13 protein-coding genes are annotated in these 14710 nt (G+C 63.6%); 9 read left to right on the top strand and 4 right to left on the bottom strand.

The annotated features are described in order from the left end of the window. Positions 1 to 55: 55 nt before the first annotated feature. The 3 genes from CSQ95_RS06905 to kdsA all read right to left on the bottom strand — a co-directional run bounded on the left by CSQ95_RS06905 (position 56) and on the right by kdsA (position 7371). A complete protein-coding gene (locus CSQ95_RS06905; protein WP_071654393.1) occupies positions 56 to 1801 on the bottom strand; it encodes a ShlB/FhaC/HecB family hemolysin secretion/activation protein in 1746 nt (581 codons plus the stop codon). Continuing rightward, a complete protein-coding gene (locus CSQ95_RS06900) occupies positions 1802 to 6286 on the bottom strand; it encodes a YDG domain-containing protein (RefSeq protein ID WP_099408998.1) in 4485 nt (1494 codons plus the stop codon). Between the two features lie 239 nt (positions 6287 to 6525). Then, positions 6526 to 7371, bottom strand: coding sequence for a 3-deoxy-8-phosphooctulonate synthase (kdsA, locus tag CSQ95_RS06895; protein WP_099408945.1), 846 nt, complete (start codon positions 7369 to 7371; stop codon positions 6526 to 6528). Between the two features lie 219 nt (positions 7372 to 7590). Between kdsA and CSQ95_RS06890 the strand changes: the two genes are divergently transcribed. Beyond that, entirely contained in the window at positions 7591 to 7863 is a 273-nt protein-coding gene (locus CSQ95_RS06890) for an oxidative damage protection protein (RefSeq protein ID WP_034750797.1), read from the top strand. Positions 7864 to 8043: 180 nt separating this feature from the next. Beyond that, positions 8044 to 8568: a DUF6622 family protein gene (locus tag CSQ95_RS06885; RefSeq protein WP_099408944.1), complete on the top strand. Its 525-nt coding sequence runs from the start codon at positions 8044 to 8046 to the stop codon at positions 8566 to 8568. Between the two features lie 36 nt (positions 8569 to 8604). Here CSQ95_RS06885 and rpiA read toward each other — a convergent pair whose 3' ends face one another. Next, positions 8605 to 9282, bottom strand: coding sequence for a ribose-5-phosphate isomerase RpiA (gene rpiA, locus CSQ95_RS06880; protein ID WP_070289159.1), 678 nt, complete (start codon positions 9280 to 9282; stop codon positions 8605 to 8607). Between the two features lie 208 nt (positions 9283 to 9490). Here rpiA and CSQ95_RS06875 point away from each other — a divergent pair, with 208 nt between their 5' ends. From CSQ95_RS06875 to CSQ95_RS06850, 7 genes are all read left to right on the top strand, one after another. After that, positions 9491 to 9859, top strand: a complete 369-nt coding sequence (locus CSQ95_RS06875; RefSeq protein WP_070222443.1) for a response regulator — start codon at positions 9491 to 9493, stop codon at positions 9857 to 9859. A gap of 2 nt (positions 9860 to 9861) precedes the next feature. Next, complete coding sequence (locus CSQ95_RS06870) at positions 9862 to 10488, top strand: chemotaxis protein CheC (RefSeq protein WP_070222465.1); 627 nt, start codon at positions 9862 to 9864, stop codon at positions 10486 to 10488. Positions 10489 to 10493: 5 nt separating this feature from the next. Then, positions 10494 to 11453 (top strand): GGDEF domain-containing protein, encoded by a 960-nt coding sequence (locus tag CSQ95_RS06865; RefSeq protein ID WP_099408997.1) that lies wholly within the window; start codon positions 10494 to 10496, stop codon positions 11451 to 11453. A 149-nt stretch (positions 11454 to 11602) separates the two neighbouring features. After that, positions 11603 to 13270: a sensor histidine kinase gene (locus CSQ95_RS06860; protein ID WP_139142972.1), complete on the top strand. Its 1668-nt coding sequence runs from the start codon at positions 11603 to 11605 to the stop codon at positions 13268 to 13270. Further along, a complete protein-coding gene (locus CSQ95_RS06855) occupies positions 13267 to 13968 on the top strand; it encodes a response regulator transcription factor (RefSeq protein ID WP_257217970.1) in 702 nt (233 codons plus the stop codon). Before CSQ95_RS06860 ends, CSQ95_RS06855 begins: the two co-directional genes overlap by 4 nt. A 252-nt stretch (positions 13969 to 14220) precedes the next feature. Beyond that, positions 14221 to 14367 carry a hypothetical protein gene (locus CSQ95_RS29620; protein ID WP_157814672.1) on the top strand — a complete coding sequence of 49 codons (147 nt, stop codon included), beginning with the start codon at positions 14221 to 14223 and terminating at the stop codon, positions 14365 to 14367. Between the two features lie 75 nt (positions 14368 to 14442). Continuing rightward, positions 14443 to 14616 (top strand): Flp family type IVb pilin, encoded by a 174-nt coding sequence (locus CSQ95_RS06850; protein WP_070222439.1) that lies wholly within the window; start codon positions 14443 to 14445, stop codon positions 14614 to 14616. The last annotated feature ends 94 nt before the right edge of the window (positions 14617 to 14710 follow it).

Here is a 14710-nt window from a genome sequence, read left to right as displayed (position 1 = left end):
CAAAAAGCCTGGCATTGCCAGGCTTTTTGCATTGCAGACAAGAGCAGCCGATGGCTTACCTTACCCAGCCTGCCTGGAACAGCAGGCGCGTGCGCGATGCCGATTCGCTGCTCGGCACCCCGCCTACCGTGCGGTGCACCAGTTGCAGGTTGAGCAGAATGCCGCCAGCCATGGCGCTCAGGCCCAGGCCGATATCGCCCAGCTTGCGCGAGGCGGCGACGCCGGCCGGCGCCGCGACAGACCTGGCCCAGCCATAGTCGCTAAAGATGCTGCCGCTCAGCTGCGCCGTGCCGCCGCCCGCCAGCGGCCGGGCCAGTTCGGCGCGCAGCAGCGCCGCATGGTCGCCACTGAGTTCGCCGATCGGATACGCGGCTACGCCACCGTCGCCGGAAATGCTCATGCGCTCGACGCCATCGAGGCTTTTATTGTTCAGCGACGCCTGCGCCTTGACGCTGGTGGTCAGCAGGAATTGCGACGGCAGCACGCTGACGCGCGACGCCGCCAGATTCAGCCTGGCATAGCCGCCCTGCGTATCGGCGCCGGCCGCATCGAGCGCTTCGGCAGCCGCTTCCTTGAAGTGCAAGCGCCCCACCGTCAGGCTGGCGCTGCTCTGGGTCAAGCCATCCCAGCCCAGCAAGGCATGCATACGCCGGTCCGCGATGCTGGCGCTGATGCTGCTCAACTGCTTGCCCACCGAGGTGCGCGTGGCACCGATTTCATCCTTTAAATCCTTGTACGCCACGCCCAGGCCCGCTTCCACCGTGTGCTCGCGGGTACGCTTGAGCGGCTTACTCAGGAGCAAGTCCACGCCATTGGCGTTGCCAGAGGCGTCAAGCGCGGCATACACATCGCTGAGTTCATAGGTAGTGCGGCTGAGCGCCCCTTCGAGGCGGGCGCCGTCCGTGCCCAGCAACATCGAATAGCCAAGACGGCCATTCAGCAAGCCACTGTTGCGCGTGGCCATGCCGCTGGCCGATAGGCGGTCGCCGCGGCCGCTGGGCGAATTCCAGTCGGCATTGAAACGCAGGCGCTGCTTGCCCGTGTACGTAGAGCCATAGTTATCCAGCAACACGTAGCCGCCCCAGGCGGGCGTGGCCTCGGTGCGGATGGCAAAATCCGAGGTGCCGACCTGCTCGCCCGGCATCACGTCGGCCTGCACCACCTTGACGCCAGGCGTGTCATTGATGATCAACATCGCCCGCTCCAGGGTATCGAGGGACACGACATCGTGCCGCCTGGCCTGGTCCAGCAAGCCTTGCACCACGCTATCGTGCACGCGTGAAGTATTGCTGAGGATAAATTTTCCATATTGACCTTCCACCACGCGAATGATCAACTTGCCATCAGTCAATTCCTGCGCCGGGATATAGGCGCGCGCCACAAAGTAGCCGGCGGCACGGTAATGGCGCGTGATACGGGTGGCCATCTCTTCGAGCTGGGCCAGGGTCAGCGTCCGGCCCAGCTCCGGCTGCAGCAGCGCCAGCAGGGTGGCGCTGTCAATGGCGTGGTTGCCCTCCAGCACGAACTGCGTCACCCTGACCTTGCTGGCGGCATCGCCGGTCAAGGCCTGCAGCGGTGGCGCGGCCGGCACGCCGCCCAGCGCAGGCAGGGACGGCGGCGGCGTCACCGGCGGCGGCACCGGCTGGCTCTGGCGCACGACGTCGCCGATGGTCGGTACCTGCTGGGCCTGCGCCATGGCGGTCGCGCCCAAGGCCAGGCCCAGCGCCAGCGACATGGCCGTGCGTTTGCATGCCGCCCGGCGGGCGGTGGGGACGATGGAGGTACGGATAAGCATGCTCATTTATTGGGCCTTCACGACAAACAGCAACTGGTCTACGCCATCGGGCAGCTTGACGCCGCCATTGACGATCTCCATCAGGGAATTGCGGCTGACGGGCAAGCGCAATGGCTGCGATCCGCCATTGCCCTGGGCGCCGGCTGGCTGCAGCAAGCGCTGGGTTTGCGCCAGGGTAAGACTTTCGCTCATCTCGTTCGCGCCGGGACTGTACAGCACGCTCAGCGGCGCATTCGCGCCAAAGGCGGCGCCCAGTGGCACGGCACTGCTATTCACTGTGGGTGGCACGGAAACGAACGGGATCAAGTCGCTTTGCAACGACAGGCCGGCATCGCGCAAGACCTCGCGCTTGCTGGGAACGCTGGTCCGGGAGACCTCGCCTATGGTGCTGGCCAGGCTCGCCTTTGGCGCTTCCGGTGTTTCCGGTGTTTCCGCTTCCAGCGGGAGGATCTCCACGGTACCGCTGGCATTCGCGCCGGCCAGCGTGTAATTGCTGTTGGACACAGTCAAGCCCGACAAGCCGACGATGGATTGCTTGCCCGCCTCCTTGGAAGACAGCGTCGCCTTGCCGCCCAGCACGGCGCTGTCGCCGGCCAGCACGCCGTTCAAGGCCAGCAAATTGGCGGCCGCATCCGCAGTGTCGTCAAACGCCCGGCTCGCGCCAGAGACTGCCGCTACATTGACGGGCAAGGCCGTGATGGCCACGCTGCCGGCAGGCAGCACGCCGTTCAAGATGTAATTGGCATTGTCCAGGCTCAAGGTACCCAGGCCGCTGATGGATTGCGTACCGACATTCTTGCCTGCCAGTAGCGCATTGCCGCTCAGGCTGGCGCTATCGCCCGCCAGCACGCCGGCCAGGTTCAGCAGGCCGGCGGCCGCATTCACGCTGCCATCGTAGCGACGCGTGGCGCCGCCAGCCGCATTCACGCTGACCGCGCGCGGCGTCACCAGCACGCTGGCGCCCAGGCTGGCTGGCGCGAACGTGTAGTTGCTGTTGTCCAGCACAAGGTCCGCATAGCCTGCCAGCGCCTGCGTACCGGCGTTGCGCGACGCCAGGGTAGCTGTGCCGCTCAGGTTGACGGTGTCGCCACCGAGCACATTCGTGATCTGCAGCAAGCTGGCGTTCAGCTTGTCGGTCGCGTCGTATTCCTTGCCGCCCAGGCTGGCGAGATGCACTTCCAGCGCATGGATGGTCGCCGCCAAATTGACGGTCGGCGTGGAGAGGATGTAATTGCTGGCCAAGCCCGCGTTGGCGCCGCTGCCGTCGCCCACCAGCAAGCTGGCCGCCACCGTGCGGGCGCCGGCGTTGGCGCTGTCGAAGGTGCCGCTGGCCGACAGCGACAGGTTTTCGCCATTCACAAGGCCCACCAGAGTGCCGGCGTTGATGCTGGCCGCGTTCGTGCGGTCATACGTCTTGTTGGCGGCGCCGATGCCGGCAATGGTCAGCACGGCCGGCGTGATCGACAGGGTACCCGTGCTGTAGGTGATGTCATAATCGCTCAACTTGCCATAGCCGGCGCCCAGGGTGGGCGCGAACAGGCTGGCGCCGTAATTGAGCGTGCCGACGGAGGTGGTGGGCAGCAAGGCCGCACTCCAGTCGACGCCGCTCACGCATGCCAGGTTGTTGTCGCAGCCGCTCACCGTCCAGCCGCCTGTCAGGACTGGATTGGCCCCGCCATAGGTTTTCGACAGGGCCGGGTTATTCAGCGTGATGGTGATCGGATCGACGTAGCCAAACGTGCGCAAGACGGGATAGCCGTCATTGAGCGTTGCCTTGCGTCCCCATACCCCGCTGTGGAAAGTGAAATCCCAGCTGTTGGTGGTAAACAAGTTGCTATCTTTCATTTGCGCCGTGGTCTTGCCCGTGCCGTCGCCACTACTGTTCTGCCCGCTGGTCTGCGTATCCCAGAAACTATTGCTGACGCCGCCGATGCTGACACCCATCAAGCCGCCCACGCCTGCGCCCGGGCTAGTTACCAGGCCGGTCGAATAACTCTTGTCGGCCGTGCCCAGATTGTTGCCGATCAGACCGCCCACGTAGTTGCCGGACGTAGAGACGGCGCCGCGGGCGTAGGTATTGACGACGTGGTTGCCATAATTACGGCCGATCAAGCCGCCCGCATTGTCGCCGGTAGCCGTCACTGCACCACTGGCATAGCTGGTATTAATTTCATTGTCCGGCGTGGCAACGCCGCCCGAGGCGCTGCTCAGGCCGACCAAGCCGCCCACCGTGCTCGTGCCGGTAACGGCGCCGCTGGCGTAGCTGCCGCTGACTTTGCCGTTATTGTTGTTGCCGACCAGGCCGCCCGTATTCGTGGTGCCGGTCACGGTGGCGGTGGCGTAGCTGCCGGAGACTCTGCCGCTGTTGTTATTGCCGACAAGGCCGCCCGTGTCGCCCTTGCCATTGACGCTGCCGCCGGCATGGCTGTCGACGATGTAGCCGTAATCGTTTTGCCCGACCAGGCCGCCAGTCCAGGTGCCGGCCGTGTTCGTCACCGTGGCGTTGGCATAGCTGTTGGCCAGGGTGATCTGGTATGCCAGGTAACCGGTCAGTCCGCCGATGTTATTGCCCTGCGAATTGACCGTGCCGTCGAAATGCAGGCGGGTGAGCGTGCCATCGAAGATCGCACCGATCAGGCCGCCCACGTAACCGCCCGGCCCCGTCACGCTGCCCGCGGCGTAGCTGTTGTAAACGCTGCCCATGTTCAATCCGATCAACGCCCCCACGCCCTGATTGGCGCTGACCACCGCATTCGACATCGCCACGTTGCGCACCCGCCCGTTGTTGCTGCCAAACAGGCCAACATACGTGCCGGACGGCTGGGTGATGCGCAAGCCGCTGACGGTATGACCCAGGCCGTCGAACACGCCGGAGAGGGATAAGGGAGCGAAGCCGGCGCCGCCGTTCCAGCCGCTGGTGGCGCTGGCGTCGATATTGCCGGCCAGTGCATAGTGGCCGCCGGCGCCGCCGTTGATGCCCTGCAAATCGAGGCTGCTGGTGCTGCCGGCGCTGCCCAGCGCATTGATCAGGGTATAGCCGATGTTATTAATCGTCAGCAACCCCGTACCGGCGCGGTCGACATCGATGCGGCCCTTGAAGACGCCGGCGTCATCGATACCCACCAGCACATTCTTGCTCGTGTTAAACGTCGGGCTGCCGGGATTGAAGTTGTAGCCTGTTTTCAGGTTCAAGGTCGAACTGCCGGTGGCGCTCATGACGGCGTTGACATTGATGTCGCCGTGCGCTTCCAGGGTCAGCTGGTTGGCGTTCCAGGCCAGCGGCGCGTTGACGTGGATATCGCCCGCTTCGCTGCCGGCCGCCTGGGTCTGAATCGTGACATTGCCGGCAGCCAGCGCCGCTTGCAGGGTATCGACGCCGATGCCGCTCGCGCCTTGCGCGGCGCTGCCGCTGCCGATCGTGAAATCGGTGGGATCGATCAGCCAGGAGCCGCTGCGGCCCGCAACCGCGCTGCTGTCGACGCGCGTGCCGTCAGCCACGCGTAGCACCGGCCCCGAGGTTTCGATGAAGCCGCCATTGCCGCCCTGCGGCGCGCTGGCATCGAGCTTGCCGGCCACTTCCACGGCGCCGCCTTCGCCCAGCAGGAAAATCCGTCCGCCGCGCTCGTTGATGGTGCGCGCGCGCACTTCGCCCGTGTTGTTGACGACGGTACTCAACAGGCCGTCGGCACCTTTCGCCGTCAGCACCACCAGGCCGCCATCGGCGTGCACGGCGTTGCCATTGGCGACCAGCGCGGCCAGCGCCGCCTCATCGACGGCCACGCCCACCAGCGCGCCGCCATCGAAAGTCAGGCTGACCTTGTTGCCGGCCGCCAGCGCCACCGTCCCCAGCCTGGCGCTGATCACGCCGTCATTGCGCACTTGCGCGCCCAATAACGCGATGTAGCCGCCATCCCTGGCGTTCAGACTGCCCAGATTGCGGACGGCGCCGCCCTTGCCGGTGAAACTGGTCTTGCCTGCCAGAAAATCGGCATCGCCGAGATTGAGCGTGCTCGCTACCAGGCCCGCCGTATCGACTCTGGCGCCCTTGCCGAACAGCACGCCATTCGGATTCAAAATGAACACCTGGCCATTCGCATGCAGCGCGCCGTCGATGACCGAGCCTTCATTGCCCCGGACCCGGTTCAAGGTCACGGCGGCGGCATTCGGCTGCACGAAATTGACCCTGGCATCCTTGCCGATCGAAAAACTGTTCCACTCGATGGCCGCCTTGCCGCTGGCCTGGGTTACGGTCATGGCCGCGCCCTGCTGGCCGACGTGCGCCTGTCCCGCCGTCACCACGGCGCCGCTGGGCAAGGCCGTGGCGGCAAGGTCCGCCGCCTGCGCCGCGCCGCCCAGCATCACGCCGGTCAGCACGCTGGCCAGCAGCGTCCCTGTGGTGCCGGAGCGCTTGCCCCCGCTGCCGGCATGTTCTGCCACGACCATGACCGCGTTGCGGCGGCGGTTCCATACCGTGCGATGAATTCGATTCATGTGATGTTCCGATCTGACGTGATGACATCGAGGCTTGCCAGGACTTTTCGGCAAAAGCAATTAATGGCATTATAAAATGCTGCAAGTAAGCAATTTCGACAAATTCTCCCCATCGGGCGTTAACACAACACGCATGCCAGACAACAGCACCCGCAGCCGCTGCAGGCAAAAAAAAACACCACCGGAACCGGTGGTGTTTTTGCTCACAGAGCGCGCGAAAAACAGCTGCTAGTGACTAGTTACTTGATATTCAGCGGCGCAAACGACTTGACCAGATCGTCGAGCGCCTTCAACTGCGCCAGGAACGGCTCCAGCTGGTCCAGCGGCAAGGCGCTGGGGCCGTCGCAGCGGGCATTGTCCGGGTCCGGATGGGCTTCCAGGAACAGGCCGGCGATGCCGACGGCCAGGCCGGCGCGGGCCAGGTCGGCCACCTGCTGGCGGCGGCCGCCCGAAGCGGCGCCGCCGGGATCGCGCTGCTGCAGGGCGTGCGTGACGTCGAAGATGATGGGCAGGTCGTCGCAGGTCTTTTTCATGACGCCAAAGCCCAGCATGTCGACCACCAGATTGTCGTAGCCGAGGCAAGTGCCGCGGTCGCACAGGATCAATTGGTCGTTGCCCGCTTCCTTGAATTTCTCGACGATATTGGCCATCTGGCCTGGGCTCAAAAATTGCGGCTTCTTGATGTTGATCACTTTACCCGTTTTCGCCAGCGCCACGACGAGGTCCGTCTGACGCGCCAGGAAGGCGGGCAGTTGCAGCACGTCGACCACTTCGGCCACCTGCTGCGCCTGCCATGGCTCATGCACGTCGGTAATCACGGGTACGCCGAACGCCGCCTTGACGTCCTGGAAGATGCGCATGCCTTCTTCCAGGCCCGGTCCCCGGTAGGAATGGATCGAGGAACGGTTGGCCTTGTCGAAGCTGGCCTTGAACACATAGGGAATGCCCAGTTTTTTCGTGACGCGCACATATTCTTCGCAGGCGCGCATGGCAAGATCACGCGATTCGAGCACGTTGATGCCGCCAAACAGCGCGAAGCTGCCGGTATTGCTGACATCGATGCCATGGACTTTCACTGAGGTCATAGGGATTCCATATTGGTTAATTGTTACTACTTGCTTGGAAGAGGCACAGCCAGCGGCTGGCGCGATAAGGCATCTTACTAGCTAGGGCGGCGCAGATCAAATTTGATCCAGCGCAAGGGCGCGGCAAACGGCGTGTCGCCAGGCCGCGACGGCCCCGCGAGGGCAGGCGCAAAGTGCCTTATAATCACGCTTTATCTCTACACTGATTCAGGAGCACAGATGGCCCGCACGATCCACTGCATCAAACTCAACAAGGAAGCCGAAGGACTGGATTTCCCGCCGTACCCGGGCGAACTGGGCAAGAAGATTTACGAATCCGTGTCGAAGGAAGCATGGGCCGCCTGGCTCAAGCACCAGACCATGCTGGTCAATGAAAACCGTTTGAACCTGGCCGACGCGCGCGCCCGCAAATACCTGGCCACGCAGATGGAAAAGCATTTCTTCGGCGATGGCGCCGATGCCGCCATGGGCTACGTACCGCCAACGGAATAAGTTTTTCAGCATTCCCGCCCGTGGCCGCCGCGCCGCGGGCAGTTTCATCCCCTCCCCGTTTCACGCCGCCTGACGCTGTTTCACGGCTGACCTTTCCCGTTTCGTCGCACCCCGCTCGCCGCCCGCGCCGCTTGCAGGCACAGTACGTCCATCGACAACCTCACTCCAAAGGCGGATACCATGTTGCAGCACATCTTCAGCCACACTCCCCTCTACGTCTGGGCCATCCTGGGCTTGCTCGTCTACCGGGGCGTGCTGGCCAGCCGCGCACGCGAGGTGACCTTGCGCAAGCTGTGCATCATTCCCCTGGTCATGCTGGCCCTGTCCCTGAGCGGCGTGCAGGGCAGTTTCGGCCTGGCCGGCAGCGCGCCGTTCGCCTGGGCCGCCGGCGCTCTGGCCGGCGCGGCGCTGGCATGGACACTGAGCGATGCGCGCAAGATCGTCGCCATACCCGAACGGACCAGCGTGCAGCGCCCCGGCAGCTGGGTGCCGTTGATGCTGATGATGAGTATCTTTTGCATGAAGTATGCGGTGGCCGTGACCCTGGCCATCGCGCCGGCCTACGCCCATGCGACCGGCTTCATCGTGCCCGTCTGCCTCGCCTATGGCTGCTTCAGCGGCATCTTCCTCGGCGGCTTGCTGCGCACCGTGGCCGTGTACCGCCAGGCACACATGACAAGCGGCCCGCAAGGGGCCGCCGTGTAAGACAAGTGCAAATGCCGGCAGACGCCGGCTATCACCTTAGTACGCCAAGGTACGCACGCCTTCCGGCATGCCCAGCAAGCAAACGTTGGCACCGCGCACAGCGAACAGGCCGACGGCGATGACGCCGACGATCTGGTTGATCTGCTGCTCCAGCGCCACCGGGTCGGCGATCTGCAAGCCCAGCACGTCGATGATCTCGCCGCCATTGTCGGTGATGAATGCTTCCGTGCTGCCAGGCTTCAGGCGCAAGCGGGGCGTGCCGCCCAGCGCGGCCAGCTGGCGCGAGACGGCGGCGCGCGCCATCGGCACCACTTCCACCGGCAGCGGGAAGGCACCGAGGGTCTCGACGAGCTTGGAGCCGTCGGCGATGCAGACGAACTGTTTCGCGACGGACGCGACAATCTTTTCGCGCGTCAATGCCGCGCCGCCGCCCTTGATCATGGCGCCGCTGGCCGTGATTTCATCGGCGCCATCGATGTAGACGGCGATCGACTCGACGTCGTTCAGGTCGAAGACGGGAATGCCATGACCGGCCAGGCGCGCGGCCGTCGCTTCGGACGACGCGACCGTCCCCTTGATGCGGTCCTTGATCTTGGCCAGTTCATCGATGAAAAAGTTGGCGGTGGAACCGGTGCCGACACCGATGATTTCACCGTCCACCACATAGTTAATGGCGGCGCGGGCTACGGCTTGCTTCAATTCGTCTTGGGTCATGGCAAAAAAAGGCTAAAGTGAGGAATGCCGCTATTTTAACGGATTGCCGGCCCGGCCAGCCGGCCATGATGACGGACCTGGCGACGGGATACAACAGGCAAGTGGAAAAGACTTGCCCCAAGGCAATTGCCCAGCCAATTACTCTCTATGCCCTCTAAAATATGCGAAAATGGCACGATTGACCGATATGACGTTTCAGGAATAGCACATGAATCACAGTAAGCAGGTACTTGTTGTCGATGACAGCCGGGTTTCACGTCTGATGTCGCATCAGTTCATCCTCAGCAAACATGCCGACTGGCAAGTGATTGAGGCGGCGACGGGTGAGGAAGCCCTGGAAAAAGTCAAGACTGTCAGCCCTGTGCTGATATTACTGGATGTCAACATGCCCGGCATGGGCGGTGTGGCGGCGGCGGAACAATTGCGCGCGCTGTGCCCCCAAACGCACATCGTTCTCGTCACGGCGAACGTGCAAAACGCCATCCGCAACCGCGCCATCGAACTTCGTGTCGGCTTCATGGAAAAACCGATCACGGAAACCCGCATCCACCAGCTGATCGAGTCACTGGGACTGTGAGCATGGTCAATCTCTCCGAACTGGAAAACGATGCCCTCGTGGAGATATTCAACATCGGGGTGGGCCATGCGGCCGCCGCGATGAGCGAGATCGTCAATGAAGAAGTCACCATGTCGGTGCCGTCGATCACTTTCCTGAACCGTGCCGATGCGGCTGCCCTGCTGGGCAGCAAGAAGGATGGCGAACGCATCTGCGGCGTCAGCCAGCATTACGATGGCGCCTTCGCCACCGAAGCCATCCTGATGTTTCCCGAAGATAAAAGCCTGGAAATCGTGCGCCTGATGGTGGGCGACGCCATGCCGCTGCAGGAACTGACGGAGATGGAACAGGAAGCGATGAGCGAGATCGGCAACATCATCCTCAATTCCTGCGTAGGGACTTTGGCCAACCTGTTCGACAGCGAACTGCATGGCTCGCTGCCCCTGTACCACGTGGGTACCAGCGCGGAAATCCTGTCTTCGTTCGGCGGCCACGATGACGAGGCCGTCGTACTGATGCTGCATATCGACTTCGTGCTGTCCAAGCACCAGATCCACGGTTATGTGGCATTCGTGCTCGACCTGTCCGCCCTGCACGACCTGAAGCAGCAGGTCAGCCACTATCTGGCCAAGGTCCTGGGACAGGCGTGACGATCATGCCGGATGCCTTACACCGACTCGCCCTGCTCGAGAGCATACTCGGCGCCGTCAACCTGGGCGCCATCGTGCTCGACGAGCAGCACCGCATCGTGCTGTGGAACCACTGGATGGCGCGCCACTCGGCATGCCAGGCCGACGCCGTGCTGGGCCAGGATTTCTTCACCGTCTATCCGGAACTGCGCCACAAGCGCATCGATTCGGCCATCACCCAGGCCCTGCGCGACAATTTCCAGTCGCTGCTGTCGCAGACCCTGCACAAGGCGCCGTTTCCCCTGTACACGCATGGCGCGGCCGAAGGCCGGGAGCGCATGCAGCAGGCGATCGCCGTCACGCCAATCAATTTGCCCGATTCGCCGCGCCACTGCCTGATCCAGATCAATGATGTCACCATCGCCGTGGGCCGCGAAAAGCTGCTGCGCGAACAGACCATGGTCTTGCGTTCGCAAACCTTTGCCGACGGCTTGACGGGCATCGCCAACCGCCGCCACTTCGACGTGGCGATCGAGAAGGAAATGCGGCGCGCCATGCGCACGGGCAGCCCCCTGTCGCTGCTGATGATCGATATCGATCACTTCAAGGATTACAACGACCATTACGGCCACCAGCAAGGTGATGATTGCCTGATCCGCGTCGCGGCCGAACTGGCCGCCATCCTGCAGCGCCCCACAGACTTGCTGGCGCGCTATGGCGGCGAGGAATTTGCCGCCATCCTGCCCGACACGGACGCGGCGCAGGCGCTGCGCATGGCCGAGGTAATCCGCCAGCACGCGGCCGGACTGCGCATTCCGCATGCCAAGACGGGCAATGAGGTCGAGTACATCACGGTCAGCATCGGCATCGCCACCCAGCACCCGCAGCAGCAGCCGACCATCTCCGCCCTGATCGGCGCCGCCGACCGCGCCCTGTACCTGGCCAAGGGCGCCGGGCGCAACCGCGTGATGGTGCAGCCGCTGTAAAAAAAGCAACGCAAGACAAAGGATTCCAGTAGACATCTTTATGGCGTGTGCGTAGACTCGTCATTGATTGCAGCAACAATAACAAGAATTTATCTGTGGTATCTATCCCTGCGCATGGCTCACCATGCGGGACATGGCCAGGAGCGCTTGTGAATCTCGATCCTCCCCTCAGATCCGGCTTGCCGGGTGCCGGCATGGATACGACCATGGTCAACGGCATGCGCCTGCTGCTGTCGAGCGCCACCTTGCTGACCCTGTTCATCGACCCCGAAAGCGCCGGCAAGCTGAGCAAGATTACCTGGCTGATCTTTTCCGCCTACACCATGCACAGCCTGCTGCTCTACGTGCTGGCCGTGCTGGGCTTCAGCCTGCCCCAGGACATCTTGCTGTACTGGCTCGACGTGGCCTGGTATGCGCTGATCGTGTTTTCCACCAGCAGCCACAACAATTTATTCTTCCTGTTTTTTTTCTTTGCCATCCTGACCTCGTCGTTCCAGCGGGGCTTCGAGGAAGGCGCGCGCGTGACCCTGGCCTCGGCCGGCCTGTTCGCCGCCACGGCCCTGTTCGGCGAATCGGATGCGGAGCTGTCGCGCCTGCTGCTGCGTACCACCTTCCTGCTGGCGCTCGGCTACATGATCGCCTATTGGGGCGGCTCGGCCATCACGCAGCGCAGCCACCTGGCGCTGCTGCGCGATGTCAGCCAGCTGTCCAATCCGCGCTTCGGCGTCGACCAGACCATTACCTCCGTACTGGAAAAAACCCGCAGTTATTTCAACGGCCGCAGCTGCCTGCTGATCATGCAGGACAAGGGCACGCGGGTCTGGTCGCTGCGCAGCGTGCTGCAAACGGCAACGGGCGTCGTGCACACCAGCTCGCTCCTCAGCGATGACGCGGCCAGTCCCCTGCTCGCTTTCCCGCACGATAAAATCGCCTTGTACAACCAGCCCGCCGGCCGCTGGCTGCCGTGGACAGGCGGCGCGCGCATGCTCGATCCCGACAGCGGACGCTGGCTGCGGCACGACGACGCGGCAGGCGACCGCCTGGCCGAGCTGCTCGAAGCGCACGCCTTCATCAGCGCACCGCTCCCCCTGCGCAATGGCAAGGGCCGCATCTTTATCGTCTCCGCCACCAGTATGAGCAAGACGGATGCCCTGTTTCTCAGTCATATCGGCGCGCAGGCGTTTCCCGTCATTGAAAACATCGACCTGCTCGACCGCCTGGCGTCGCAGGCGGCCTCGCGCGAGCGCGAAAAGATCGCCCGCGACCTGCATGACACGGCCGTGCAGCCGTACATCGGCCTGCGCCACGGCCTGGCGGCCCTGCGCAACGAAGCCACGCCCGGCAACCCGCTGCTGCCCGAACTGGAAAAACTGATCATCATGTCGGGCCAGGTAATCGCCGACCTGCGCAGCTACGCGCGCACGTTCAAGAACGGCCAGGTGCAAAGCGAGCCGGAACTGCTGGTCGCGCTGCGCCGCCAGGCCACGCAGATCCGCGAATTCTATGGCATCGATATCGCCCTGCAAATCGAAGGCGACCTGCACATCAACGACCGCCTGGCGGCCGAGGTGTTCCAGATCGTCAACGAAGGCATGAGCAATATCCGCAAGCATACGTCGGCGCGCCACGGCGCCGTCAAGCTGACCTGCGTGCAGGGCGCGCTGCACATCAGCATCGACAACGAATGCGCCGCCGCGCACGTCCCCGATTTTCTGCCCGACTCGCTGGCCGAACGCGCAGCCGCCCTGGGTGGCACGGCCCGCGTCACGCATGGCATGCTGGGCAACACCTCCGTGCAGATCGAGATCCCCATATGAACGACTTACGCTACACGCCCCCGGCCAGCCATGTCATCAGCGTCATGCTGGTGGACGATCATAAGACCATGCTGTGGGGCCTGGAGCGGCTGATCGGCGGCGAGCACTCGGGCATGCGCGTGGTCGCCACGGCGTCCGACAGCGCCGAGGCGCTGGAGCAGGCGAAGGCGCTGCAACCGGATGTGATCGTGCTGGACCTGGACCTGGGCGGCATCAGCTCGCTGGCCATCCTGCCCGCGCTGGCGCAGTGCGGCAGCACGCGCGTGCTGGTGCTGACGGCCAGCCACGACCAGGCCGTCCTGGACCAGACGGTGCTGAAAGGCGCGCGCGGCATCGTCAGCAAGGATGCGCCGGCGGAGATGGTGCTGAAGGCCATCGAAAAGGTGTACCAGGGCGAGCTGTGGCTGGAACACGCGATGCTGGGACGCATGCTGACGCAGCTGACCCAGCCCGGCGGCGGCTCGGCGCAAGCCATCTCCATCGCCAGCCTGACCCTCAAGGAAAGAAAGATCATCGCCGCGCTGGTGCACGGCAGCGGCACGCCGGCCAAGCTGCTGGCGGACCAGCTGTTCATCTCCGAACACACCCTGCGCAACCACCTGACGTCGATCTACCGCAAGCTGGGCGTGTACAACCGCCTGGAACTGTACGCCTACGCCACCAAGCACCAGCTGGGCCAATTGCCGCCCGGCGCCTGACGCCGCTGTCCCCCGGCACGGCCACTGCCCGGCCGCGCACTCCCTCCACCGCCCCCTTCGCCAGCCACCGGCGCTGCCTGCGCCCGTGCGCCCGCGCGCCAGACTCGACCATGACAATTGTCACGAAAAAAACAAGCAATTCCTCCTTGCAATAAAAGGATGTTCTTCTGATGTAGATCAAGCTGCTGACTTCTATAGTGGATTTACCGGAGTGCAAATCACCGCGCGGCCCACCACGACACGGAGCACAGCATGCGCCTTGACAAGTTTCTTCCGACAGCCCTGATCACCTATTTGCAGGGCAAGGAAAAGGCTGCGTTCTACCGCTATGCCCTAGTGGCGGCCCTCATGGCGGTGGTGTGCATCATCGGACTGCTCGCACTGGGCGAAAGCCCATGAGAGCCTAGCACCAGGAAGCAACGCTGTAAAACCGTTTTACCCACCGTCGTACCTTAACCACCACCAGGAGTTGTCATGAACCTCATCAAAAACTTTATCCGCGAAGAAGATGGCGTCACCGCAATCGAGTACGGCCTGATCGCTGCCCTGATCGCCGTGGTGATCATCGCCGCCATCACCATCGTCGGCACGCAGCTGAAAAAAACCTTCAGCACCATCGGCACCAAGCTGACCACCGCCAATGCCTGACGCGCTGCTGTCCGGGCCGGCCCAGCGCCAGCCCGGACTACGCTTCCCCATATTCCCGGCACGCCCACCTTGATACCGCCTAGCGAGGCCCATC

Source organism: Janthinobacterium sp. BJB304 (genome assembly GCF_002735765.1).
Taxonomy (GTDB): Bacteria; Pseudomonadota; Gammaproteobacteria; order Burkholderiales; family Burkholderiaceae_D; genus Janthinobacterium.
Note: the sequence above shows the minus strand (reverse complement) of the source record. Positions and strands in the feature narration are given on the sequence as shown.

Excerpts from the sequence above, each read along its gene's own strand:
- CSQ95_RS06905 (WP_071654393.1), bottom strand. The coding sequence starts at position 1,801 with ATGAGCATGCTTATCCGTACCTCCATCGTCCCCACCGCCCGCCGGGCG.
- CSQ95_RS06900 (WP_099408998.1), bottom strand. The coding sequence starts at position 6,286 with ATGAATCGAATTCATCGCACGGTATGGAACCGCCGCCGCAACGCGGTC.
- kdsA (WP_099408945.1), bottom strand. The coding sequence starts at position 7,371 with ATGACCTCAGTGAAAGTCCATGGCATCGATGTCAGCAATACCGGCAGC.
- CSQ95_RS06890 (WP_034750797.1), top strand. The coding sequence starts at position 7,591 with ATGGCCCGCACGATCCACTGCATCAAACTCAACAAGGAAGCCGAAGGA.
- CSQ95_RS06885 (WP_099408944.1), top strand. The coding sequence starts at position 8,044 with ATGTTGCAGCACATCTTCAGCCACACTCCCCTCTACGTCTGGGCCATC.
- rpiA (WP_070289159.1), bottom strand. The coding sequence starts at position 9,282 with ATGACCCAAGACGAATTGAAGCAAGCCGTAGCCCGCGCCGCCATTAAC.
- CSQ95_RS06875 (WP_070222443.1), top strand. The coding sequence starts at position 9,491 with ATGAATCACAGTAAGCAGGTACTTGTTGTCGATGACAGCCGGGTTTCA.
- CSQ95_RS06870 (WP_070222465.1), top strand. The coding sequence starts at position 9,862 with ATGGTCAATCTCTCCGAACTGGAAAACGATGCCCTCGTGGAGATATTC.
- CSQ95_RS06865 (WP_099408997.1), top strand. The coding sequence starts at position 10,494 with ATGCCGGATGCCTTACACCGACTCGCCCTGCTCGAGAGCATACTCGGC.
- CSQ95_RS06855 (WP_257217970.1), top strand. The coding sequence starts at position 13,267 with ATGAACGACTTACGCTACACGCCCCCGGCCAGCCATGTCATCAGCGTC.
- CSQ95_RS29620 (WP_157814672.1), top strand. The coding sequence starts at position 14,221 with ATGCGCCTTGACAAGTTTCTTCCGACAGCCCTGATCACCTATTTGCAG.
- CSQ95_RS06850 (WP_070222439.1), top strand. The coding sequence starts at position 14,443 with ATGAACCTCATCAAAAACTTTATCCGCGAAGAAGATGGCGTCACCGCA.